Genomic DNA, 23361 nt, shown 5'->3' with positions numbered 1-23361 from the left:
CGCTAGCGAATCACGACGAAGCGCCCGACTTTCTCGCCGACCGGGGATTCGATATGGAAGATGTAGACGCCGCTCACCACTTCCTGGTTGTTTCGAGACACGAGGTTCCAGTACGTCATGTCGTTGCTCGGGCTGAGATCATAACGGTGCTCGATCGTCTGCACAAGGTCTCCGCCGAGCGTGTAGATACGGATCGTCGCGCGCTCCGGAAGGTTCACGAAGTAGATCTTCCGCCCGGTGGCGTTCCCGCCGAGGGGATGGGTTGGATCCGTCCAGCTCGCCTCGTCCCAATCGGCGCCTTCCTTGTAAGGGTTCGGGACGACATGGACGTTCTTGACGTCCGTCCGCGTCGTCTTCGAGAGAACCTCGCCGGTGGTCGGATCGACGTCGTACACATCGACCGCGTCGTCGAGAGATCGCGTCGGGTTAAAGCGCGGATAGACCAGCATCCGCGATTGGGAGTACTTGCCGTATTCCGGCTGAATCCCTTCGGAGGGATCGCCGTGATCGTACGCGGTCACCGCGTACCAGTAGGCGAACCCGTTCTTCACGTCGCGCGTGTCGAGATAGCGGTACTTCCCGACCCCCTGCGCCCCCGTGTCGAAGTTGGAGAGATCCTTCTTGTCGATTTCTGCCAGGAGGAACCAGTCTTCGTCGCGCGGCTCGGCCGCCTCGCGACGCCAACCGACCGCCTTCCAGACCTGGTATCCCTGGAAGTCGTACTTCTGGCTGAGCGGGTCGGGGGTGAGCTCGGAGAAGTCGTCCCACTCGATTGTCACCCGGCGGTCGCCCGGGATCACGTCCTGGTTCGGCGGCGGCGGCGCGGCGGCGGCGGTCCAGTTCCGATTGAAGATCCGCTGCGCCGCGATCGCGTTGCCGAGCATGTAGAGGCGCACCTGCTCCGGGTCGTTGCGATCATAGTTCAAGGGGTCGAGCACCACGAACGCGGACTGGAACGTCAGCTTGCCCCCCGGGCGAAGCTCCCGGAAGGGACCCGCCGAGACGAGCATTCGATAGTCGTCCGGACGGCTCTCCGGCGGGTCGATGTGCTGGAGCCATCGGTTGCCGACCCGGTTCTCGCCGCGGAGATAGCGATAGCGCTCGCGGTCGTGCTCCGGGTCCTCGTCCCCTCCCGACCATGAGCGATACGCATGGATCTCGACCTTCTCGGGGGCGTTCACCCCCGTCGAGTCGACCGTATGTCCGAGGAACATCACCCCGAAGAGGGCGTTCGCGTTATCGCCGTCGTCCCCTCCCTCCACGTCGCGCATGTAGCCGATGCTGAGGTCCAGCTTCTCCGGATCGCGCCCCGGCACGATGATCGTGGTGTCCTGCGAGATGAAGTTGGACAGGTCGTCCAGGTAGATGTTCTCCGTGATCCGAGCGTTCCCGATGTCCGAGTCGACCATGAAGCCGACGTACACGTCCTTGAAGGTGCGCAGCGTAATGTTCTCGATCTCGAATTGGATCCCCACGAAGTCGTCCCAGTTCCGCCCTACCCACTGGTAGCTCTCCTGCGTCACCTTCAATCCGAGCGGAAAGTGAAGCCAATTCGGGTCCGCGATGAACTGGTTCCGGACCGTGGAAGTGTCGTAGAAGACGCACCGGTACATCTGCTGCCCGATCGCGTAGTGATCCTCGTCGACCCGGGTGTCGTTCCAAGGATCGTTGTTGATCCCGTCGAGGGGGTCCTCGTCGATCTCCCCGTCGCCGTCGTCGTCGACGTTGCGCGCCCCTCCCGGCCTCCCTTCCCACGTCTGGTAGATCGTCGCGACCGGATCGAAGATGTCCGGCCGGTACTCCCACTCGTACACGGCCGAGGAAACGAGCGTATCTTCTGTGCTCGGGTTGTCCAGCCGCGGGACCACCCCGCCGACCCAGAGACCCGCGGCCCACAGGTACTCGTGTCCGCTCCCCGGAGGCCACTGGCCCGACGGGGCCTGGTTGTACGAGAACTGGCCCGAGGTCCCGAAGATCCCAAAGTTCGACACATGAAGGACGAGCTTCCCGACGTTGTGATAGGTCGCCCCGAAGTTCGGGACCTGGTGGACCGGCGGCGCCGTCCGATCGATCAGATCCTCTTGGCCGGGCGCCGGGCGCGCGAGCGCGCTTCCCGCAAGAGCCGCGAACAAAAGCACGACCGCCGCGCTTCGGACGGCCGCCGGGAGCTTCCTCGAACCCGCGACGCGTCCCTCTCGAGTTTTTCCACGAACCCCCGTCATGGTTTCATTCCCCCGGTTCACGCGATGGGACGACTACCAGTCGAACATGATCCCGACCTTCACCCGCCGCATCGGATCGAGCACGCGCGGGTCGCCCAGGGAGACGTACTGGTTCCCGGCGGACGCGTTCACGTCGTTCAGGTTGTACGCTCCGCCGAGCTGTCCCGTCTCGGTGTAGTAGACCGTGTAGAGCCCGCTATTGCTCGGCCACTCGCCGGGACTGAGATCCCGGATGTTCTCGCGGTTCAGCACGTTGTTCGCCTCCACAAAGAGGCGGAACTCCTGACCGTAGATGCTGTAGAGCTTGTTTGCCCGCACGTCGAGCCGGGACTCGTCAGGGAGGCGTGCCGAGTTCATGTCCTCCGCGTCGATGCTCCTCTGCTGGTACCGCCGCGGGGTGAACGGAGAGCCGGTTTCGTACATGTAGTCCATCGAGAACTCCCAGACGCCCGGGTCGGTGAGAATGAGGTTCCCCACGACCGCGTGCGTCCGGTCCCAGTTGAGCGGGTTCTCCGTGAGCGGCTTCCGATTGAGCACGCCGGTCCCCACGAGGGCTTGCGAGTTGTCGTCCGAGAAAGTCCCGGTCGCCCGGGCCAGCGTGTAGACGATGCTCCCCCCGAACTTGTTCGCGAGCCTTCGGTTCAGCTTGAACTCCAAACCTTTCACCGTCCCGTAGGCCTGGTTCACGTATCCGATCGGGGCGGAGTTGCCGAAGCTCGCGAGGCTCCCGTTCACGATCTCGTCCGTATCGATCCAACCGAAGATGTCCTTGAAGAAGACGGTCATGTCGAGGTTCAAGGTCTTCGTCAGCTGATGGTCGACGCCGAGCTCGTAGCTGATATTCTTCTCCGGATCGAGGAAGATATTCCCGTAGGTGCCCCCGTCCTGCTCGATCTGCTGACCGATCCCCTTGTACATCCGCTCGAAGACGGGGAGCTGGTAGAACCGGCCGTAGTGGAAGTGGAGCACGTCCCGGTCGGAGATCGGATAGGCCATGCCGAGACGAGGGCTCACCTGCTTCTTGAGGCGGGACCAGAGCGAGATGTCCTGCGGCGTCTGGAACGTCGAGGCAAGGAACTCGTTCCCGATCCGCGCGGCACGCGCCCCCGGATCGAAGAAGTCGAGCCGCAGACCCGCGCTCAGGACCATCCCCTCGTACTGGAGCTTGTCCTGGATGTACGCCGCGCCCCCCCAGGAGAAGACGTTGTAGCGGTCCGGCCACGGTCCCTCGGGGCGGTTCGAGTCGGGATAGGTCGCCTCGAACATGGAAAGATCGTAGTAATCGAGCTCGAGGCCGGTCTTCATCCGGTGCCGCTCCGTCACCTGGCTCGTGAGGTCGGATCGCACCGTGTAGCGCCTCGTCCGATAGTCTTGGTAGTGCGGGTAGTCCCCCTGCACGACGAAGTAGCGGTTCGCCGGATCGACGTACTCGTCGCTCCTGTACGTCGGAATGTACTCCCGGGGCTCCTTGTGCCCCACCCGCTCCAGATAGCTGGTCGTGAAGCGGCTGACCTTGAGCGTATAAAACGTCTCGGGAGAGAGGGTATGGGTCCACGACGCCTTCGCCTGGCTGTCCTCGGTGATGAAGCGGGGCAGGTGCTCCGGGCCGGAATAGAAGACGTAGGTCGTGTCGAGAGGTTCATACCACCAGCGCTTCGCCTCGGCCGACCACCACCCGACTCGGCTGTACGGGTGATGGTACTGATCCTGCAAGGAGCGCGTGTAGAGCGCTTCCGTGGACAGCTTCATCTCCGGCGAGAAGTAGTAAGTCAGCTTCCCCTGGCCTCGGTACTGGTTGTAGATGCGATCCTGAAGCGTGATCCCGTAGACCTCCCGCTTCGTGTATTCCTTTCGAGGTTTGATATATGTGTCGCTGAAGTTCGCTTCCGCCGACAGGTGGAATCGCAGGTCCTTGGAGACGAGCGGTCCTCCTACCGCGAAGGCGATGTCGTCCGCGTTCCAGTAAGTCTTGTCCGGCGCCCCGTAGTCGTCCGTCATGTACTTCACGAGCCCCGAGAACTTCCTGCCCCCCTCCGCGGTCTGGATGTTCACGATCCCTGACTGAGCGTTGCCGAACTCGGCATCGAAACCGCCCGAGAGGAGTTGGATGTTCTCGAGAGACGCAAACGAGACATCGAGCGTGTTCTGGCCCACGAACGGGTCGGTCACGGGCATCCCATCGACGAAGTACTTCACCTCGTCCGCGCGGCCGCCGCGCACGTGAAGGCGCCCTTGGCCGTCGATCGTCACGCCGGGCTGCTTCGCGAGGGCGTCGGTCACCGTGTTGATAGCGCGAATCTTGAACTCTTCCTTGTCGATCTTGTACTCTGTCCTCGTCTGCTCGGTGACGTCCATCTTCTCGTCCGCACCGATGCGGATCGTCTCCATCTGCACGGCGGTCTCGGAGAGCTCGGCGATCAGGTTCGTCACCTGGCCCGGGACGACCGCGACCCCCTCGAACTTCCGAGGCGTGTAGCCCATCATCTGAACGGTCACCGTGTACGTTCCCGCCGGAATCTTGTAGATCGTGAACGTCCCGTTCTGCTGGCTGATGCCTCCGATGGTCGTTCCCTGAATGAGCACATCCGCCCAAGCGATCGGCTTGCCTGTTTCCGCTTCGCGGACTTGGCCCGACAGCGTTCCCGTTTGACCGTCCTGTGCGAAGGCCGTCCCAAGAACGAAGAGCAAGGCGAGCGCGAGAAGGACGGATGCGCGAGGACCGGAATTCCTCTGCGAAGCCATGACCTCTCTCCTTATATGCGGCGACGCCGGACACCGTTCAACGACCTGCATAAACGCCGAAGCCAATGTACCCAAGGCCCCTCCCGGTGTCAAGCCCTAACCTCCGACGAATCTTGATGCTAGCTCGCGATCGGTCCGCGGGGCGCCGGGCTTTTCCCAATCGCGAGCGGAGGTCCGGTTCCGCCATCGTGAAGGTGGCACGACACCCGCCGGGAGAGCCCGGGGGAGATCTCGCGGGGAACCTCGGCGCGGCACCTCTCCCCCGCGTGCGGGCAGCGCGGATGGAAGGGGCAACCGGCCGGGATACGCATGGGAGAGGGGATCTCCCCCGAGAGGAGGAGCGACCGCCCGCGCTCGCGCGGGTTTCTCGAGGGAGAGGCCGCGAGAAGCGCCCCGGTGTAAGGATGGAGCGGACCCAGGAACAGATCGGGCGTCGGCCCCTCCTCGACGATCTTCCCGAGGTAGAGGACGGCGAGGCGACCGGCGATCTGTCGAACGACCGCAAGATTGTGCGTTATAAGAAGATACGAGATCCCGAGCTTCTGCTGCAGGCCGAGGAGGAGGTTCACGATCTGCGCTTGATTGGACATGTCGAGCGCCGAGACCGGCTCGTCCGCCACGATGAACCTCGGGGAGACGGAGAGGGCGCGCGCGATGCAGATCCTCTGGCGCTGGCCTGCGCTGAACTCATGCGGGTAGCGATCTCCATCCCCGCGTTGGAGCCCCACAAGCTCGAGGAGACCTCGGGCCTGGTCGCTCGCGCTCTTCCCCTTCGCGATCCGATGCACCTCCAGCACCTCGCGGATCGCACGCCCCACCGGAACCCGCGGGTTCAGCGAGCCGAACGGATCCTGAAAGACGATCTGCATCTCGCGGCGGAGCGGCCGGAGCTCGCGGACCGAGAGCCGGGAAAGATCGCGCCCTCGAAACAGGATCTCCCCTTCCGTCGGCTCCTCCAACCGAAGAAGCGTGCGGCCGATCGTGCTCTTTCCCGCCCCGCTCTCGCCGACGAGGCCGAGCGTGCTCCCTTCTTCGACACCGAACGAGACCCCGCCGACCGCTCGGACGATACCTCCCCTTCGGCCGAGAAGCCCGCCGCGAAGCGTGTACTCCTTGCGGAGCCCGCGAACCGAAAGGAGAACCGATCCGGCCGTCACGATCCCCCTCCCTCTGCGAGAAAGCAGCGAACCGAGCCCACGAGGCGAGGATGCGCCTCGCGGCATCCGCTTTCGGCGATCGGGCACCGCGGGTGAAAGCGGCACCCGGACGGGTGATCGCGCGGGTCCGGGACACTCCCCTCGATCGGGCGGAGCGCCTCGGCCGCGCCGTCCGCGCGGGGCGCGGCGCGGAGGAGAGCCTGCGTGTACGGATGGCGCGGGCTCTCGAGAACCGAGGCGGCGTCCCCCTCCTCGACGATCTCCCCCGCGTACATGACCGCGACGCGGTCGGCCGCCTCCGCAACGACCCCGAGGTCGTGCGTGATGAGGAGGACCGACATGCCGAGCTGTTCTTTTAGGTCTAAAAGAACGCGCAGGATCTGGGCCTGGATCGTGACATCGAGCGCCGTGGTCGGCTCGTCCGCGATGAGGAGCGCCGGACGGCACGCGAGCGCGATCGCCAGGAGCACCCTCTGCCTCATGCCTCCGGAAAGCCGGTGGGGGTAGTCGCCCGCACGCGCCTCCGGGTCCGGAATGCCGACGAGGCGAAGCGCCTCGACCGCCGCCTCGCGCGCGGCGGATCCACGAAGACGCCGGTGGAGCCGGAACGCCTCCTCGACCTGGAATCCGCACGTGAGCACCGGGTTCAGGGAGGCCGTCGGCTCTTGGAAGACCATCGCGATCGCGTTCCCTCGGATCCTCCGCATCTCCGACTCGGAGAGCCGGAGGAGATCGCGCCCGAGGAAACGGATGCATCCCCCGGCAATCCTCCCCGGGGGTTCGGGGATCAGGCGGAGAATCGACAGGGCGGTGACGCTCTTCCCGCAGCCGGACTCCCCGACCAGGCCGAGGACCTCACCCTTCCGAACGGAGAGGGAGACCGCGTCGACCACGCGCGCGATCTCCCCGTCGGTCGCGAAGAAGACGCGGAGGTCCTCAACCTCGAGAAGGGGCTCCTTCCCCATCGGCCCCATCCTCCCAGACGAGCTGCGGACGCCGCGAGGCGAGGCTCTCGTTCACGCGGCGGACCGGGGTATGGTACGGGGCGCCGCGGACGCGCTCCGGATCCTCCTCGATCTCCTTCGCGATCGCGAGCATCGCCTCGGCGAACCGCTCGATCGTCTCGCGGCTCTCCGTCTCGGTCGGCTCGATCATGAGCGCTTCCTTCACGATGAGCGGGAAGGAGATCGTCGGCGCGTAGAACCCGAAATCGAGAAGCCGCTTTCCGATGTCCATCGCGCGAATGTTCGCTGCTTGAAAGAAGCGGGCCGCGGAGGCGACGAACTCGTGCATCGCGGCGCGCCGGTAAGGGACCGGATACGACTTCTCGACAAGCGATCGAAGGTAGTTCGCGCCCAAAATCGCGTGCTCGGTCACCTCGCGAAGACCGGGGGCGCCGAGATGGCGGATATACGCGTACGCGCGGACGAGCACCGCGAAGTTCCCGTAGTACGAGTGGACCGGACCGATCGAGTCGGGGAAGTCGTGCTTCCACGTCCAGCGATCCCCCTCGCGAACCGGCCGTGGGGTCGGGAGGAACGGGCGGAGGTGCTCCTTCACGCCGACCGGCCCGGCTCCCGGGCCGCCCCCCCCGTGCGGCGTGGAGAACGTCTTGTGCACGTTCGCGTGCATGACGTCGAAGCCGATGTCTCCGGGGCGCACGATGCCGAGGAGCGCGTTCAGGTTCGCCCCGTCGAGATACAACTGCGCCCCCGCTCCGTGCACGATCTCCACAATGCGCGGAAGATGCGACTCGAAGAGCCCGAGCGTGTTCGGAAGCGTGAGCATGAGGGCGGCGGTCCCTTCGTCCACGAGAGCCGCGAGCGCGTCGATCGACACCTCGCCCCGTTCGTCGCTCCGCACCTCGACCGGCTCGAGGCTGAGACGCCGGACCGAGGCCGGGTTCGTTCCGTGCGCGGAATCGGGGAGGATCACCTTGCGGCGGTCCTCGCCCTTCTTCCGGAAGTACGCCTCGACGAGCGAAAGACCGGTGAACTCCCCGTGCGCGCCGGCGGCCGGCTGAAGCGTGAAGGCATCCATGCCGGTGACCGCTGCGAGCGCCTCCTCCATCGAGCCGAGAAGGCGGATCGCCCCTTGCGCGAGCGTCTCGGGGAGCATCGGGTGGAGCGCGGCGAACTCCGGAAGCGAGGCGATCCTTTCGTGCACCTTCGGGTTGTACTTCATCGTGCAGGAGCCGAGAGGATAGAAGTCCTTCTCGACGTGGTGGTTTCGCCGCGCGAGCCGCTCGTAGTGGCGCGCGAGCTCGAGCTCCGGCACCTCGGCGAGCCGGAGCGGAAGACGGCGTCTCATCCGTTCCGGGATCGACGCGAGGATCTCCTCCTCCGGAGTCTCCGGAGCCGGCAAGTGCTCCGCCGCGCGCCCGGTCTTATGCAGTTCGAAGATCACCGGATCAAGCATCGGGCGGCGCTCCTTTCCCCCTTGCATCGGCGAAGTCGCGTACGAGATCCGCGTAGCGCCGGATCGACTCCCGGCTCCTCTTCTCGGTGACCGCGACGAGCAGGCATCCTCTCATTTCCGGATACGCCTTTTCGAGCGGGATCCCCGGGATGACGCGATGGTCGAGAAGGTGCCGGACGAGACCGCGCTCCAGCGACTCCTCGGGGAAGCGGACGACGAACTCGCGGAAGAAGGGACCGTCGAAGGGGAACGCGGCCCCCGACTCGCGAAGAAGCTTCCTGAGCTCGAGAGCCCGCTCCTGGCTGAGGAGCGCGGCGCGCCGGAGCCCCACGGGTCCGAGCGACGAGAGGTGAACCGCGGCGGCGAGAGCGACGAGCCCCTGGTTCGTGCAGATGTTCGAGGTCGCCTTCTCCCGGCGGATGTGTTGCTCGCGCGTCTGGAGCGTGAGGGTGAACGCGCGGGCGCCCTTCGCGTCCTCGGTCATCCCGGAGAGCCTCCCCGGCATCCGCCGGAGAAACTCCGCGCGCGCCGCGAAGAGCCCGAGGAGCGGCCCGCCGAAGTTCGGCGGCGAGCCGAGGCTCTGCCCCTCGCCGACCGCGATGTCCGCCCCCGCCTCCGCCGGCGTCCGAACGATCGCGAGGCTCACCGGGTCGAACACCTGGATGAAGAGGGCGCCCGCCTCGTGGGCGATCCGACCCGCCTCCTCGGTCTCCTCGAGAAGCCCGAACACGTTCGGGCTCTCCACGACGACCGCCGCGGTTTCGCTCGAGACCATTTGCTTGAGACGGGAAAGATCGGTCGTCCCCTCCTTCCCGAACGGGAACTCGCGAAGCCGAAGCCCGGAGACCGCGAGGTGCGAGCAGAGGACCCCCCGGTAGCTCGGGCGGAGAGCGCGCGCGATCAGGATTTCGCTGCGCCCAGAGCGCTCTCCGGACGCCATCCAGATCGCCTCGACCAATGCGGTCGCCCCGTCGTAGAGGGACGCGTTCACGAGCGGCATCCCTGTGAGGCGCGAGATGAGCGATTGGAACTCGAAGATGACCTGAAGAGTCCCCTGGCTCACCTCGGCCTGATACGGCGTGTAGGCGCTGTAGAACTCGGGACGCGCGGCCGTCGCCCCGACGAGAGCGGGAACGTAGTGATCGTAGACGCCCCCGCCGAGGAAGGAGTCGCAGGCGAGCGCCGCGCCGTTCTCGGCGGCGATTCCTGCGAGCTCCCTTTCCGTCTCCATCTGGGAGAGCGGCGGCGGGAGAGGAAGCGTTCCCTCGAAACGGAGAGACCGGGGGATCTCGCGGAGGAGATCTTCCACGCTCGAGACGCCGATCGACCGGAGCATCTTCTCGCGGTCTTCCACGTTGTGCGGTATGTAGCTCATCGAACCCCCCGAAACGTGTGCATGATCCGGGCTAACGTCTCGATTCCTCGACCAGCCTCTTGTAGTCCGCGGCGCCGAGAAGCTCCTCGAGCTCCGACGGATCCTCGATCGACAACTTGAACATCCAACCTTCCCCGTACGGGTCCCGGTTCACCCGCTCCGGCTCCTCGGGGAGCGTTTCGTTCACCTCGAGCACCTCGCCGGAAAGGGGAGCGAAGAGGTCGGCGACCGTCTTCACCGCTTCGATCGTGCCGGCGGACTCGCTCAACCGCACGCGGTCCCCGACCGCGGGAAACTCGAGATAGACGATGTCGCCCAGCTCGGATTGCGCGTAGTCGGTAATGCCGACCGTCGCGATCTTCCCCTCAACGAGAACCCACTCGTGCTCCCTGGTGTATTTGAGGTCTTCCGGAACGTTCACGATTCTTCCTCCCCTTCCTCTTTGACCGACGAGGCGACGAACGCGCCTTTCTGGCGACGCGCTGGCGCTTCGCGATCCCGAATGCGAACGGCGAATCCCTCCTCCTCGTCCGCCGCGTCCTCCAGATATCCGAGAGCGATCCCCGCGCGGAGGGTCGGCGAGAATCCGCCGCTCGTCACGACCCCCACCTTCCTTCCCTTGTGAAGGATCTCGTATCCCGGTCTCGGGATGTCGCGCGGCCCGAGGCGAAACGCCGCGAGCTTCCTTCGCGCTCCGCTCTTTCGGGCGGCGGCGAGCGCTTCCTTCCCGACGAAATCGGTCTCTTTCTTTCGCACGACCCAGCCGATTCCCGCCTCGAAGGGGTTCGTCGTCTCGTCGATGTCGTTTCCGTAGAGACAATACCGCATCTCGAGACGAAGAGAGTCGCGCGCGCCGAGACCGACGGGCGCGATCCCCTCGCTCCGCCCCGCATCGAGGAGCGCGTCCCAGACGCGCGGCCCCTCCGCCCACGGAACGTAGACTTCGTATCCGTACTCGCCGGTGTATCCGGTGCGCGAGACGATCGCCGGAACCCCCGCCACCTTCCCCCGCGCCGCGTGGTAGTAGGAAAGACGGAGAAGATCCGGCTCCGCGACCTGCGCGAAGATCGCCCGCGCACGCTTCCCCTGCACGGCGACTTGGCTCGTCTCGAGGCTCCGGTCGGTCACCGTCGCCCGGCCTCCGCACCGCTCGAGGATCCATCGAAGATCCTTCTCGCGGTTCGACGCGTTCACGACGAGGAGAACCTCATCCTCGAGCTTGTAGACGAGGATGTCGTCCACGATCCCGCCCCGGTCATTCGGAAGGACCGCGTACTGAACTTCTCCCGGCTCCCGGTCGGAGATGCGCGCCGTCGTCAGACGGTCCGCCTCCTCCTCCCTGCGGGGCCCGGTGAGCACGATCTCCCCCATGTGGGAGACGTCGAAAAGACCCGCCCGCTCCCGCACCGCGGCGTGTTCCTCGAGGATCGACGTGTATTGAATCGGCATTTCCCATCCGGCGAACGGAACCATCTTCGCTCCCTCGCGCACGTGGCGATCGTAGAGAGCGGTCCTCCTCGCCTCTCCCGCTTCATGGGACACCGGCCAACGACCTCCCTTCCCGGGTGAACAGATTCCGGAGCTCCTTCCCCGTGTGGGACCCCTCGGCCCGCGCGACCTCTTCTGGAGTTCCCTCCGCGACGACACACCCGCCCTCGTCTCCCCCATCGGGGCCGAGATCGATGATCGCATCCGCCGTCTTCACGACGTCGAGGTTGTGCTCGATCACCACGACCGTGTTCCCCGCGTCGACAAGCTTGTTCAAAACCTCGAGAAGAAGGCGTACGTCCTCGAAGTGGAGCCCCGTGGTCGGCTCGTCGAGGATGTAGAGCGTCCTCCCCGTGGCGCGCTTCGAAAGCTCCGCGGACAGCTTGACCCGCTGCGCCTCGCCGCCGGAGAGGGTGGGCGCCGGCTGGCCCAGGTGGATGTAGCTGAGGCCGACCTCCGAGAGAAGGTCGAGCTTCCTTCGCACGGCCGGTTGATTCTCCATCAAAATCGCCGCTTCGTCCACGGTCATGTCGAGAACCTCGGCGATCGAACGCCCCTTGAAGCGGACCTCGAGCGTCTCCCGGTTGTAGCGCTTCCCCTTGCAGACGTCGCACTTCACGTAGACGTCCGGAAGGAAGTGCATCTCGATCTTGATCGTGCCGTCCCCTTGGCACGCCTCGCAGCGGCCCCCCTTCACGTTGAAGCTGAAGCGGCCCGGCTTGTAGCCGCGCACGCGCGACTCCGGGAGCTCGGCGAAGAGATCGCGGATCGGCGTGAAGAGTCCCGTGTAGGTCGCCGGGTTCGAGCGCGGGGTCCGGCCGATCGGGGATTGGTCGATCTCCACGACCTTGTCGATCCAGCGAAGCCCGTTGATCCGATCGTGCGCGCCGGGGAGATCGCGCGACCCGTAGAGGCGGCGGGCGAGCCCCTTGTAGAGGATGTCGGTGACGAGCGTGCTCTTCCCCGAGCCTGATACTCCGGTCACACAGACGAGTCGTCCGAGAGGGAAGCGGACGCGGAGGTTCTTGAGGTTGTTCGCGCGGGCGCCGACGACCTCGATCTCCCGACCCGAACCGGGGCGCCGGGTCTGCGGGATCGGGATCGCTCGCTCCCCTCGGAGATAGGCGCCGGTGAGCGAGCGGGGGGAGGCGGCGATCTCCGCCGGCGTCCCCTCAGCGACGACCTCTCCTCCGCGGATCCCGGCCCCCGGTCCGAGATCGACCACGTGATCCGCCGCCTCGATCGTCTCCCGGTCGTGCTCGACGACAAGAACGGTGTTCCCGAGGTCCCGGAGGCGGAAGAGGGTCGCGAGAAGCCTCTGGTTGTCCCGCGCGTGAAGACCGATCGAGGGCTCGTCGAGTACATAGAGAACCCCGGTGAGCCCCGACCCGATCTGCGTCGCGAGCCGGATTCTCTGCGCTTCTCCTCCCGCGAGGGTCCACGCCGCCCGTCCGAGCGTGAGGTACGAGAGGCCCACGTCGTTCAAGAAGCGGAGCCGCTCGCGGATCTCCTTCAGCACCTGCGCCCCGATGAGCCGTTCTCTTTCGGTCCAATCCATCGAGTCGAGAACCGTTGAGAGCTCACGGATCGAGAGCCGCGAGAGATCGTCGATGCTCCTTCCGTGCACGGCGACGGCGAGCGCCTCTCTTCGGAGACGCGCCCCGCGGCACGCCGGGCACGCGCCGATGCTCATGAACCCCTCGATCCACTGCCGAATCCCCTCGGAGGTCGTCTCCCGATAGCGCCGCTCGAGCCAAGGGATCACCCCCTCGAAGGGAAGGGTCCATCGCCCCCGCCCGCTCCGCGTCGCCGCCTCCACCGTGATCTCCTCGCCCCCGCTTCCCCGTAGAAGAAGATCCCGCGCGCGCTTCGGGAGCCTCCCGAACGCCCCGTCGAGGGAGAAGCGATACCGCCTGGCGAGCGCCTCGAGAATGCGCCGATTCCACGATCCCGGCGCCGGGCCCCACGGGACGATCGCCCCCTCGTTCAGCGAGCGGCTCGAGTCGGGGACGACGAGCGAGGGATCGAGATCCCGCTTGGTGCCGAGGCCGCCGCAGCCGGGGCACGCCCCGTAGGGAGAGTTGAAGGAGAAGAGACGCGGGCTGATCTCGGAAAACGAGAAACCGCACGTCGCGCACGCGGTGTTTTCGGAGAAGACGAGGATCTCGCCGTTCTCGCGGAGCACTTGGACGATCCCCTCGGCGGCGGCAAGCGCGGTGGCGACGCTGTCCGCGAGCCGGGCAGCGGCTTTCGCGGGAACGCGGATCCGGTCGACCACGAGCTCGATGTCGTGCTTTCGCTTCTTGTCGAGCCGGATCTCCTCGTCGAGGGCGCGCTCCTCTCCGTTCACGCGGACGCGAACGAAGCCCTCCTTTCGGAGACGATCGAGGATCTCGCGGTGCTCCCCCTTCTTCCCGCGCACCACCGGAGCGAGGATCTGCAGCCTCTCCCCCTCCGGGAGACGCGCGATCCGATCGACGATCTGCTGGACGGTCTGGCGCTCGATCGGATGCCCGCAATCGGGGCAGTGGGGGATGCCGGCGCGCGCGAAGAGAAGGCGGAGATGGTCGTGGATCTCCGTCACGGTCCCGACGGTGGACCGCGGGTTTCGGGACGCGCTCCTCTGTTCGATCGCGATCGCCGGAGAGAGCCCCTCGATCGACTCGACCTCCGGCTTCTCCATCTGGCCGAGAAACTGGCGCGCGTACGCCGACAGCGACTCGACGTAGCGCCGCTGCCCCTCGGCGTAGATCGTATCGAACGCGAGAGAGGACTTCCCGCTCCCCGAAAGCCCCGTGATCACGACGAGTCGATTGCGGGGCAGATCGAGGTCGATCGACTTCAGATTATGCTCGGACGCTCCTCGGATGCGAATCAAGCCGACGCCCCCGACCTCCCTCCGGATCTACGAGACGAGCGCCCGCGCGATGACGAGCCTCTGGATCTCGTTGGTCCCCTCGTAGATCTGGGTGATCTTCGCGTCCCGGTAGAACCGCTCCACCGGGAACTCGCGCGTGTAGCCGTACCCGCCGAGGATCTGCACGGCCCGATCCGCCACCCAGACCGCGATGTCGCCCGCGAACAGCTTCGCTTGGGCCGACTCCATCGTGTGCTTCGCCTTCTTTTCCTTCAAGTAGGCCGCCTTGTACGTGAGAAGGCGGGCCGCCTCGATGCGGGTCGCCATGTCGGCGAGGTAGTTGCCGATGGTTTGATGTTGAATGATCGGCCGGCCGAACTGCTCCCTTTGCTTCGAGTAGGCGAGCGCGGCGTCGAAGGCGCCCTGCGCGATCCCGACCGCCTGCGCGGCGATGCCGATCCGGCTCTTGTCGAGAGCCTCGAACGCGATCCGCATCCCCTTCCCCTCCTCCCAGAGGAGGTTTTCCGCGGGGACCTCGCAGTTCTGAAGGATGAGGCTCACCGTGTCGCTCGACCGGATGCCGAGCTTCTCCTCCTTCTTCCCGACGGAGAAACCGGGAAAGCCCTTCTCGATGAGAAACGCGGAGACCCCCTTCGCGCCCGGCGCGGACGGGTCGGTCTTCGCCATGAGGATGTAAAGGTCCGCGATCGACCCGTTCGTCACCCACATCTTCTCGCCGTTGAGGACGTACTTGTCCCCCTTCTTCGCGGCGGCGCAGGAGAGAGCGGTCGGATCCGATCCCGCTCCCGCCTCGGAGAGGGAGTACGCCGCGAGGATCTCGCCGGTCGCGAGCCTCGGCAAGTATTTCTTCTTCTGCGCGTCCGTTCCGTGGGTCACGACGACCGTCGCAGAGAGGCTCGTGTGCACGCTCACGAGAACCCCGAAGGAGGCGTCGACCCGCGAGAGCTCCTCGATGACGATCGCCTCCGAGATATCGTCGAGCAAGGCTCCGCCGTACTCCTCCGGAATCGTCATGCCGAGGAAGCCGAGATCGGCGAACGCCTTCGCCTCCTCGATCGCCGGCTTCTCGTGGTGGTCGCGCTCGCCCGCGGTCGGTCCGAGCGTCTTCTCCGCGAACTCACGAACGGTCTTCCGGATCAAGGCCTGCTCGTCGTTCAGATCGAAATGCATCCACGCACCTCCGAGGTATGGGGACTACGATCCGTATTCGAAGAACCCGCGGCCGCTCTTCCGCCCGAGATAGCCCGCCCGCACCATCTTCTTGAGAAGGGGACAAGGGCGGTACTTCGGATCGGAGAACCCGCCGTAGAGGACCTCCATGATGTCGAGACACACGTCGAGACCGATGAAATCGGCGAGCGTGAGCGGTCCCATCGGATGGTTCATGCCGAGCTTCATCACCGTGTCGATGTCCTCGGCGGAGGCCACCCCTTCCATGAGGGCGTAGATCGCCTCGTTGATCATCGGCATCAGGATCCGGTTCGACACGAACCCCGGGTAGTCCTGCACCTCGACCGGCGTCTTCCCGAGCTCCTTCGTGAGCGCCTCGACCCGTTCGTACGTATCGTCCGCGGTGGCGATCCCGCGGATCACCTCGACGAGCTTCATGAGGGGGACCGGGTTCATGAAATGCATCCCGATCACCTTCTCCGGACGCTTCGTCGCCGCCGCGATCTCGGTGATCGAGATCGAGGAGGTGTTCGAGGCGAGGATCGCTTCCTTCGGCGCCGCGGCGTCGAGCTCTTGAAAGATCTTCTTTTTTAGTTCAAAGTGTTCCGGCACCGCTTCGACGACGAGAGCAGGAGGCGCCATCTTACCGATCGACGGAACAGGGCGGACGCTCGAGAGAACCGGGTCTACCTTGGATGGGTCGAGCACTCCCTTCTCCGCGAGCTTGCGGACGCTCTTCTCGATCCGTCCGATCGAGCGCTTCAGGATCTCCTCGTTCAGATCGACGAGATCGACGCGATATCCGGACTGGGCGAACACCTGGGCGATCCCCGCGCCCATCGTTCCGCCGCCGACGACGGCGAGTTGCTTCTGGTCCACGTTTTCCTCCTTCGCTCAGACCGCCTCGACGCTGAGCGCCACGGCGTTTCCCCCCCCGAGACAGATCGCGGCGAGCCCGAGCGACTTCCCGCGGTCCTTCATCGCGTAGAGAAGCGTCGTCAGGACGCGGGCGCCGCTCGCGCCGATCGGATGGCCGAGGGCGATCGCGCCTCCGTTCACGTTGACTCGATTCCAATCCCAACCGAGCTCCTTCCCGTCGGCGAGGGCCTGCACGGCGAACGCCTCGTTGATCTCGATGAGGTCGTAGTCGGCGATCGACCGGCCGGTCTTCGCGAGGAGCTTCCGCACGGCGTCGATCGGGGCGTAGAAGACCATCTCCGGCTCGGCCCCGCCGACCGCGTACGCCTCGATGCGCGCCATCGGCTTCACCCCGAGCTCGCGCGCTCTGGCTTCCGCCATCACAAGAACCGCCGAGGCGCCGTCGTTCAGTCCCGGCGCGTTCCCCGCGGTTACCGTTCCGTCCTTCTTGAAAGCGGGGCGGAGCTTCGCGAGCGACTCGAGGGAAGCGTCGGCGCGCGGGCGCTCGTCCTTGTCGAAGACCGTCGGGTTTCCTTTTTTGCTAGGGATTTCAACAGGGAAGATTTCGTCTTTGAACTTTCCAGCCTCGGCGGCGGCGATAGCCTTCCGGTGGCTTTCGGCCGCGTAGCGGTCCTGCTCCTCGCGCGAAATGATCGATAGCTCCGCGGTCTTCTCCGCCGCCATCCCCATGTGGAAGTTGTGAAACGAGTCCCAGAGGCCGTCGAAGATCATCCCGTCGACGAGATAGTCGTTCCCCATTCGGTAGCCGGCGCGCGCCTTCATGAGGTAGTAGGGAACGTTCGACATGCTCTCCATGCCGCCCGCGATCACCGCGTCCGCGTCTCCGAGGCGGATCGCCTGCGAGGCGAGAACGACCGCTTTCAACCCGGAGCCGCAGACCTTGTTGATGGTGATCGCGGCCTTCGAGGCCGGGATCCCGCCGTGAATCGCCGCCTGCCGGGCGGGGGCTTGCCCGAGCCCGCTCGAGACCACGTTTCCGAGGATCACCTCGTCCACGACATCCGGTTCGATGCCGGCCCTTCGCACGACCTCGCGGACGGCGAGCGCCCCGAGCGCGGGCGCTCCCATCGGCGCAAGCCCTTTCATGTACTCACCGATGGCGGTGCGCGCCGCGCTCACGATGACGGGTCTACGATCGGCGTTCATGGATCCTCCCTTCTCGCCTGGATCATGCACGCGTTTCCCGCTGCGGCCGCGAATCGGGGCCCGCGCGAGGTCTCAGGCGTTTCGCGACGCGCGGCGGCGCGCGATCTCCTCTTCCAGATAGGCGACGATCTCGCCGGTCGCGGTCCCCGGCCCGAACAAGCGCCCGACCCCGAGCGCGCCGAGAGCATCCTGGTCCTTCTCCGGGATGATCCCGCCTCCGCAAACCAGGACGTGCCCGCCGCCCCCTTTTCGGAGCAGCTCCAGCACGCGCGGGAAGAGGGTCATGTGCGCGCCCGAGAGGATGCTGATCGCGACAACGTCCACGTCCTCTTCAAGCGCCGCCTGCGCGACCTTCTCCGGCGTTTGGTGAAGACCGGTGTAGATCACCTCCATCCCCGCGTCGCGAAGAGCGCTCGCCACGACCTTCACGCCGCGGTCGTGACCGTCCAGCCCCACCTTCGCTACGAGGACGCGAATCGGTCCTTGCATGCTTCTCTCTCCTTCGGTACCTGATACCCTGTTTCAAGGGTATCAGTCAGAAATAGGGTATCAGGTACGCTAGAAGACCGCGGGTTCCCGGTACTCGCCGAAGACGCCGCGGAGCGCGTCGCACATCTCCCCGAGGGTCGCGCCGGCTCGGACCGCATCGAGAAGAACCGGCATGAGGTTCTCCCCCGACTCCCCGGCCGCGCGCAATCTCGCGATCGCCCGCTCCGCCGCGGCCTTTTCGCGCTTGTCGCGAAACCTTGCGAGGCGCTCCACCTGCTCCTTCTCCACCGCCGGATCGATCTCCAGAATCGGCGGGAGCTCCTCCTCCCCGTCCGCGTGTTCGTTCACGCCGACGATCACGCTCGCGCCGCTCTCCATGTCCTTCTGGTATCGCCACGCCGCCTCGGCGATCTCGCGCTGGAAGAAGCCCTCCTCGATCCCGGCGACCACCCCTCCCCTCTCCTCGATCTCGGCGAAGATCCGCCCCGCCTCCCGCTCCATCCGGTTCGTGAGTTCCTCCACGAAATAGGAGCCCCCCAGAGGATCCACGACCGAGGCGACCCCTGTCTCGTGCGCGAGGATCTGCTGCGTGCGGAGCGCGATCCGCACCGCCTTCTCGGTCGGGAGCGCGAGCGCCTCGTCCATCGAGTTCGTGTGAAGCGACTGCGTTCCCCCGAGCACCGCCGCGAGCGCTTGATACGCGACGCGCACGATGTTGTTCTCCGGCTGTTGCGCCGTGAGCGAGCAGCCGGCCGTCTGCGTGTGGAAGCGGAGCATCCAGCTTCGCGGGTTCTTCGCACCGTACTTCTCGCGCATGCTGCGCGCCCAGATCCGCCGCGCCGCGCGGTACTTCGCGATCTCCTCGAAGAAATCGTTATGCGCGTTGAAAAAGAACGAGAGGCGCGGCGCGAACGCGTCCACGTCGAGCCCCGCCTCGATCCCCGCCTCGACGTACGTGAACCCGTCGGCGAGCGTGAAGGCGAGCTCCTGCACCGCGGTCGAGCCCGCCTCGCGGATGTGATAGCCGCTGATCGAGATCGTGTTCCAGAGCGGCATCTCCCGCGTGCAGTAAGCGAGCATGTCGGTGATGATCCGGAGCGAGGGCCTCGGCGGATAGATCCACTCCTTCTGCGCGATGTACTCCTTGAGGATGTCGTTCTGGAGCGTGCCTCGGAGCTTGTGCGGCGGCACCCCCTGCCTCTCCGCGGCGACGATGTAGAGAGCGAGAATCATCGCGGCGGGGCCGTTGATCGTCATCGAGGTCGAGACGCGCTCGAGGGGGATATCGCGAAAGAGCGTCTCCATGTCCTCGATCGTGTCGATCGCGACCCCCTCCCGCCCGACCTCTCCGAGAGAGAGGGGGCCGTCCGAGTCGTGGCCCATCAGCGTCGGCATGTCGAACGCGGTCGAGAGCCCGGTCTGCCCCTTTTCGAGGAGATAGAGGAAGCGTCGGTTCGTGTCCGCGGCGGTGCCGAACCCCGCGAACTGCCGCATCGTCCAGAGGCGCCCGCGATACATGTCCGCGTGCACGCCCCTCGTGAACGGCCACTCCCCCGGCCGGCCGAGATCGCGCGCCGGATCGAACCCGGCAAGATCCTCGGGGCGGTAGAGCGGCTTCACGGGAAGCCCGGAGAGCGTGCGAAACCCATCTTCGTCTCCCGCCCCCCGCTTCCTTTTCGGATGACCGGTCATCGGGTCTCCTTCTCCTTCCCGGCACCATGCAGAAGGTCGGCCGCTTCCCGATACGGGGAGGAGCGGCCTTCCTCGATACGCGCGAGCGCGTCCTTGAGCCGCGCCGGGATCCCCTCGCGCATCCAAAACGTCGAGGCGAGCTCCGACTCCACGATCTCGCGGATCCTCTGCTCCGCGCGCTCTCGCTTGAGGCGGCCGAGCGCGCCGGCCTCCTCGAGATGGCGCCGATGCTTCCCGATCGCATCGAGAAGCTCGTCGAGATGATCGCCGCGAAGGGCGGAGACCGGCTGCACGGGAGGGACCCACGAGTCTGGCGCCGGCCTGCGCAGGAGAAGCATATCCTTGAGGTTTCGAGTGATCCGCGCCGCCCCCTCGCGGTCCGCCTTGTTCACGGCGAAGACATGGCCGATCTCCATGAGGCCGGCCTTCATCGCCTGGACCTCGTCTCCCGACTCCGGGACGAGCACAACCACCGTCGTGTGAACGGCGCGGGCGACGTCGAGCTCCGATTGGCCGACGCCGACCGTTTCGACAAGAACGATCTCCATGCCGAACGCGTCGAGAAGGTCGCACGCCTCTCCGGTCCGGAACGCGAGGCCGCCCGGGCTTCCGCGCGAGGCCATGCTTCGCACGAAGAGGCGCGGATCATTCGGGAGATCTTGGAAGCGGATGCGGTCGCCGAGGAGCGCCCCGTGCGTGAACGGACTCGACGGGTCGACCGCGACGACGCCCACGCGCTTTCCCGCTTCCCAGTAGGCGCGCGCGAGGCGCCCGACGAGCGTGCTCTTCCCCGCACCGGGCGGACCGGTCACGCCCAGGCGATACGCGGCACCCGTTCGCGGGTAGAGCGCGTCGAGAAGGGCCCCCGCTCCGTCGCTCTCGTTCTCGACCAGGGAAATCGCGCGGGCGAGGGAGATCCGATCCCCCTCGAGAATCCTGCGAGCGAGGTCTCCGCCGTTCGACCGCAAGAAAGCACCCGGGGTTGGAGGGACTCTCGGTGAAAGCGGCGCTTCCGCCCGAGCGACAAGCACCGAAACACGCCCGATCTATGGATGAGAATAGGAGAAGCGCGGAGACGTGTCAACCGGCGCGGGCCGACCGACCGGCGCGGTTCGTCAGCGGCGGAGGAGCGTTTCGATCCACTGCTCGCGGTCTTGGTCGAGGCTCTTCTGCGCGAGCTTCCACGAGAACCCGAGGAAGAGCGCGAGAAGAAGGGCGATCCCGGCGAGAGCGATTCGCAAGAGGCGCGTCGGGATCCGCGAGGGCGCCTCCGGCGCGATACGGCGAGCGGGCGCGGCGGCTTTCGGTTCGTCATGACCGGGCGAAGCGCCCGCCTGCTCTTCGAGCGCTTCGATCAACGCGAAGATCAGCTCGGGTTCCCCGACATCCGCAAGCGGCACCACCGAGGCGCGGTCGGAGGACTCCACCGGGAACGGGAGCCCTCCAAAGAGATCGTCGAGGACTTTGCGCGAAACGGGGAGACGGAGACGCCGGCCGTCCGCTTCGAGGCGGAAGATCTCCGCCCCTCCGGCGGAACGGAACGACCGTCCCCCCTCCTCGTCCTTGACGACCAAGTGGGGAAATCTATCCTCCAGGATTCTTACATGGGGTGTCGCAGGGCGCACGGGAAGACCCTCCGACCCAAGAATCGGCCGGAAGAACCGTACATTGAGGATGGGAAGGCGCGAGAAGACTCAGCGGTTCTCGGCGATTTCGAGCGCAAGCTCGGCCGCGCCGACGAGGCCCGCGTCGGGTCCGAGGGCAGCTGGGAACGCCTGGAAACGCTCCCTCTGGGCAGGAAAGACCTGCTCGCGCGCTTCCCGGATCGCCGGCTCGACGAGAAGGTCTCGCTCCCGCGAGAGCCCTCCTCCGATCACGATCCGCTCCGGGTCGAACGCTTTTTGAAGCGAGGCGATCGCGCGCCCGAGGAGGCGCGCCGCCGTCTCGATCGTCTCGACCGCGATCCGGTCCCCGCTTCTGGCGAGATGGAAGATGCCGTGGCAAGAGAGCGACGGATCGCCCGCCGCGCGCGAGCGGTACGCGCGCTTGATCCCCTCGGCGGACGCGTAGGTCTCGAGGCAATCGAGGGCCCCGCACCGGCATCGAACTCCCTCGCCCCCGACGTACATGTGCCCGAACTCCCCCGCGTTCCCCCATGCGCCCACGAGGATCTTCCCCTCGCTCACGAAGCCCCCTCCGATCCCGGTGCCGACCGTGAGCCCGAGAAGGCTCTCCGCTCCCTTCCCGGCTCCGCGACGAAACTCGCCGAACGTCGCCGCGTTCGCGTCGTTCTCGACGATCACCGGAGCGGCGAGCCTCTCTTCCACCGCCTCGCGGAGGGGATAGTGCTTCCAGCTCGGTCGGTTCGGCGCTTCCTCGATGCGCGTCCTCTCCCGGTCGAGCGGCCCGAACGAGCCGATCCCGACCGCGAGAAGGCCGGAGCGCTTTTCGCCGGCGAGAAGATCCTCGAGAACGCGGAAGAAGGCCGCACGGTCCTCCTCGCCGCTCCCGCTCGGCGCGAACCGGGTCTCGAGGCGGTTTCCGATCCGCCCCTCGACCGAAAACAGGGCGGCGCGAACCGTCGTCGCGCCGAGATCCACTCCAATTACGTATCGATAACCCACAGTCGAACGGTTCATCCTTCAATCGGGCGCGACACCTGGGCCGGAACCTCCTCCCGCTCCGCGATCGCATAGGCGAGCTTCTTGGTCGCCGCCTCGCGGACCGCCTGATCGACAATCGTTCCCGTCGCGTCCCGATCGCGAAGCTGGGGGAACCGGTTGAGCTGGCGCGCGCGAAGAGCCGCCACGACGACCAGCTCGTACACGTTGCCGGCGTCGCTCGAGGTCGGTATCACAAAAGAGGAGGCCGAAGGATCCCTCTTCATCGCTCTTCTTCCCCTCCCGTCGCGGGGCCCGGTTCGTCCGCCGGGCAGAGATTCAGGCCGAGCTGCGAATCGTCGCCTTCCCCTTCAACCCCTTCCTTCGCCCCCGGTTGCACGGAAGAGCGCAGCCGTTCCCAGATCTCCTTCTGGAGGGCGCGGACCTCCTTCTCGCCGTCGAGAAGAACCACGTTCATCGACTCGCCGATCGGGCTCGCGGCGATGCGGAGGTAGTTCTTGCGCACGACGACCAGCTTGTCCAGCCCCTCGAAGAGCTCGGTTTCCCACCGGCCCTTCTCGATGCGGCGCAGACACACGGGCGCCGGAACATCGATGAGGAACGTGAGATCGGGCATCACCGCATGCGCGTTCACCTCGCGGATCCACTTCAGGTCGCAGCCGAGCGACTGGTACGCATAGGACGACAGGATGTAGCGGTCGGTCACAACGGTGATCCCCTCCCGAAGCTTCGGGAGGATCTCGGCGTGAAGATGATCGATCCGGTCGGCGGCGAAGAGAAGCGCTAGGAGATCGTCGGGAAACGGATCGAGAGGCCTCCCCGCAGTCGGCGAGACGAGCCGCCTGCGGAGCACGAGCGAGATCAGGTTCCCGACCGGTCCCTCGGAAGGCTCCTTCGTCAGATGGACGGGAACGCCCTCGGCCTCGAGGCGATCGGCGAGAAGCGTCGCCTGCGTGGTCGTTCCCGCGCCGTCGAGCCCCTCGAACGCGATGAAGAGCCCCATCTTCGTCCCATCCGCGAGAAG

At 66.1% G+C, this 23361-nt stretch carries 19 protein-coding genes; all 19 read right to left on the bottom strand.

Going from position 1 to position 23361, the window contains the following annotated elements; all coding sequences use genetic code 11:
- Positions 1-2: 2 nt before the first annotated feature.
- Positions 3-2222 carry a hypothetical protein gene (locus FJY73_01240; protein MBM3319290.1) on the bottom strand — a complete coding sequence of 740 codons (2220 nt, stop codon included), beginning with the start codon at positions 2220-2222 and terminating at the stop codon, positions 3-5.
- A gap of 33 nt (positions 2223-2255) precedes the next feature.
- The gene (locus FJY73_01235; GenBank protein ID MBM3319289.1) at positions 2256-4964 is read right to left on the bottom strand and encodes a TonB-dependent receptor; all 2709 of its coding nucleotides are present in this window, start codon (positions 4962-4964) and stop codon (positions 2256-2258) included.
- A gap of 119 nt (positions 4965-5083) precedes the next feature.
- Positions 5084-6121 (bottom strand): ATP-binding cassette domain-containing protein, encoded by a 1038-nt coding sequence (locus tag FJY73_01230; GenBank protein MBM3319288.1) that lies wholly within the window; start codon positions 6119-6121, stop codon positions 5084-5086.
- Complete coding sequence (locus FJY73_01225; GenBank protein ID MBM3319287.1) at positions 6118-7086, bottom strand: ABC transporter ATP-binding protein; 969 nt, start codon at positions 7084-7086, stop codon at positions 6118-6120. The genes FJY73_01230 and FJY73_01225 overlap by 4 nt, the downstream gene beginning before the upstream one ends.
- Positions 7058-8539, bottom strand: coding sequence for an aminomethyl-transferring glycine dehydrogenase subunit GcvPB (gene gcvPB, locus FJY73_01220; GenBank protein MBM3319286.1), 1482 nt, complete (start codon positions 8537-8539; stop codon positions 7058-7060). Before gcvPB ends, FJY73_01225 begins: the two co-directional genes overlap by 29 nt.
- Positions 8532-9914 (bottom strand): aminomethyl-transferring glycine dehydrogenase subunit GcvPA, encoded by a 1383-nt coding sequence (gene gcvPA, locus FJY73_01215; protein MBM3319285.1) that lies wholly within the window; start codon positions 9912-9914, stop codon positions 8532-8534. Before gcvPA ends, gcvPB begins: the two co-directional genes overlap by 8 nt.
- A 31-nt stretch (positions 9915-9945) precedes the next feature.
- Positions 9946-10335, bottom strand: a complete 390-nt coding sequence (gene gcvH, locus FJY73_01210) for a glycine cleavage system protein GcvH (GenBank protein ID MBM3319284.1) — start codon at positions 10333-10335, stop codon at positions 9946-9948.
- Complete coding sequence (gene gcvT, locus FJY73_01205) at positions 10332-11456, bottom strand: glycine cleavage system aminomethyltransferase GcvT (protein MBM3319283.1); 1125 nt, start codon at positions 11454-11456, stop codon at positions 10332-10334. The genes gcvH and gcvT overlap by 4 nt, the downstream gene beginning before the upstream one ends.
- Positions 11446-14280 (bottom strand): excinuclease ABC subunit UvrA, encoded by a 2835-nt coding sequence (gene uvrA / locus FJY73_01200; protein ID MBM3319282.1) that lies wholly within the window; start codon positions 14278-14280, stop codon positions 11446-11448. The genes gcvT and uvrA overlap by 11 nt, the downstream gene beginning before the upstream one ends.
- Positions 14281-14307: 27 nt before the next feature.
- Positions 14308-15450, bottom strand: a complete 1143-nt coding sequence (locus tag FJY73_01195; GenBank protein MBM3319281.1) for an acyl-CoA dehydrogenase family protein — start codon at positions 15448-15450, stop codon at positions 14308-14310.
- A 24-nt stretch (positions 15451-15474) separates the two neighbouring features.
- Complete coding sequence (locus FJY73_01190) at positions 15475-16329, bottom strand: 3-hydroxybutyryl-CoA dehydrogenase (GenBank protein ID MBM3319280.1); 855 nt, start codon at positions 16327-16329, stop codon at positions 15475-15477.
- Between the two features lie 15 nt (positions 16330-16344).
- Positions 16345-17535: an acetyl-CoA C-acetyltransferase gene (locus FJY73_01185; protein ID MBM3319279.1), complete on the bottom strand. Its 1191-nt coding sequence runs from the start codon at positions 17533-17535 to the stop codon at positions 16345-16347.
- 72 nt (positions 17536-17607) lie between these two features.
- Complete coding sequence (locus tag FJY73_01180) at positions 17608-18024, bottom strand: cobalamin B12-binding domain-containing protein (GenBank protein ID MBM3319278.1); 417 nt, start codon at positions 18022-18024, stop codon at positions 17608-17610.
- A gap of 69 nt (positions 18025-18093) precedes the next feature.
- Entirely contained in the window at positions 18094-19716 is a 1623-nt protein-coding gene (locus tag FJY73_01175) for a methylmalonyl-CoA mutase family protein (GenBank protein ID MBM3319277.1), read from the bottom strand.
- Entirely contained in the window at positions 19713-20684 is a 972-nt protein-coding gene (meaB, locus tag FJY73_01170; GenBank protein MBM3319276.1) for a methylmalonyl Co-A mutase-associated GTPase MeaB, read from the bottom strand. The genes FJY73_01175 and meaB overlap by 4 nt, the downstream gene beginning before the upstream one ends.
- Before the next feature lie 147 nt (positions 20685-20831).
- Positions 20832-21290, bottom strand: a complete 459-nt coding sequence (locus tag FJY73_01165; GenBank protein ID MBM3319275.1) for a hypothetical protein — start codon at positions 21288-21290, stop codon at positions 20832-20834.
- A 120-nt stretch (positions 21291-21410) separates the two neighbouring features.
- Entirely contained in the window at positions 21411-22355 is a 945-nt protein-coding gene (locus tag FJY73_01160; protein ID MBM3319274.1) for an ROK family protein, read from the bottom strand.
- Positions 22352-22603 (bottom strand): DNA-directed RNA polymerase subunit omega, encoded by a 252-nt coding sequence (locus FJY73_01155; protein MBM3319273.1) that lies wholly within the window; start codon positions 22601-22603, stop codon positions 22352-22354. Before FJY73_01155 ends, FJY73_01160 begins: the two co-directional genes overlap by 4 nt.
- Positions 22600-23340 (bottom strand): dTMP kinase, encoded by a 741-nt coding sequence (gene tmk, locus FJY73_01150; protein MBM3319272.1) that lies wholly within the window; start codon positions 23338-23340, stop codon positions 22600-22602. Before tmk ends, FJY73_01155 begins: the two co-directional genes overlap by 4 nt.
- Between the last annotated feature and the right edge of the window lie 21 nt (positions 23341-23361).

The organism is Candidatus Eisenbacteria bacterium (assembly GCA_016867715.1).
Taxonomy (GTDB): domain Bacteria; phylum Orphanbacterota; class Orphanbacteria; order Orphanbacterales; family Orphanbacteraceae; genus VGIW01.
Note: the sequence above shows the minus strand (reverse complement) of the source record. Positions and strands in the feature narration are given on the sequence as shown.

What these genes read in the sequence shown, in the direction of transcription:
- FJY73_01240 (MBM3319290.1), bottom strand. Translation starts at nt 2,222, where the DNA reads ATGACGGGGGTTCGTGGAAAAACTCGAGAGGGACGCGTCGCGGGTTCG.
- FJY73_01235 (MBM3319289.1), bottom strand. Translation starts at nt 4,964, where the DNA reads ATGGCTTCGCAGAGGAATTCCGGTCCTCGCGCATCCGTCCTTCTCGCG.
- FJY73_01225 (MBM3319287.1), bottom strand. Translation starts at nt 7,086, where the DNA reads ATGGGGAAGGAGCCCCTTCTCGAGGTTGAGGACCTCCGCGTCTTCTTC.
- gcvPB (MBM3319286.1), bottom strand. Translation starts at nt 8,539, where the DNA reads ATGCTTGATCCGGTGATCTTCGAACTGCATAAGACCGGGCGCGCGGCG.
- gcvPA (MBM3319285.1), bottom strand. Translation starts at nt 9,914, where the DNA reads ATGAGCTACATACCGCACAACGTGGAAGACCGCGAGAAGATGCTCCGG.
- FJY73_01195 (MBM3319281.1), bottom strand. Translation starts at nt 15,450, where the DNA reads ATGCATTTCGATCTGAACGACGAGCAGGCCTTGATCCGGAAGACCGTT.
- FJY73_01185 (MBM3319279.1), bottom strand. Translation starts at nt 17,535, where the DNA reads ATGAACGCCGATCGTAGACCCGTCATCGTGAGCGCGGCGCGCACCGCC.
- FJY73_01180 (MBM3319278.1), bottom strand. Translation starts at nt 18,024, where the DNA reads ATGCAAGGACCGATTCGCGTCCTCGTAGCGAAGGTGGGGCTGGACGGT.
- FJY73_01175 (MBM3319277.1), bottom strand. Translation starts at nt 19,716, where the DNA reads ATGACCGGTCATCCGAAAAGGAAGCGGGGGGCGGGAGACGAAGATGGG.
- FJY73_01160 (MBM3319274.1), bottom strand. Translation starts at nt 22,355, where the DNA reads ATGAACCGTTCGACTGTGGGTTATCGATACGTAATTGGAGTGGATCTC.
- FJY73_01155 (MBM3319273.1), bottom strand. Translation starts at nt 22,603, where the DNA reads ATGAAGAGGGATCCTTCGGCCTCCTCTTTTGTGATACCGACCTCGAGC.
- tmk (MBM3319272.1), bottom strand. Translation starts at nt 23,340, where the DNA reads ATGGGGCTCTTCATCGCGTTCGAGGGGCTCGACGGCGCGGGAACGACC.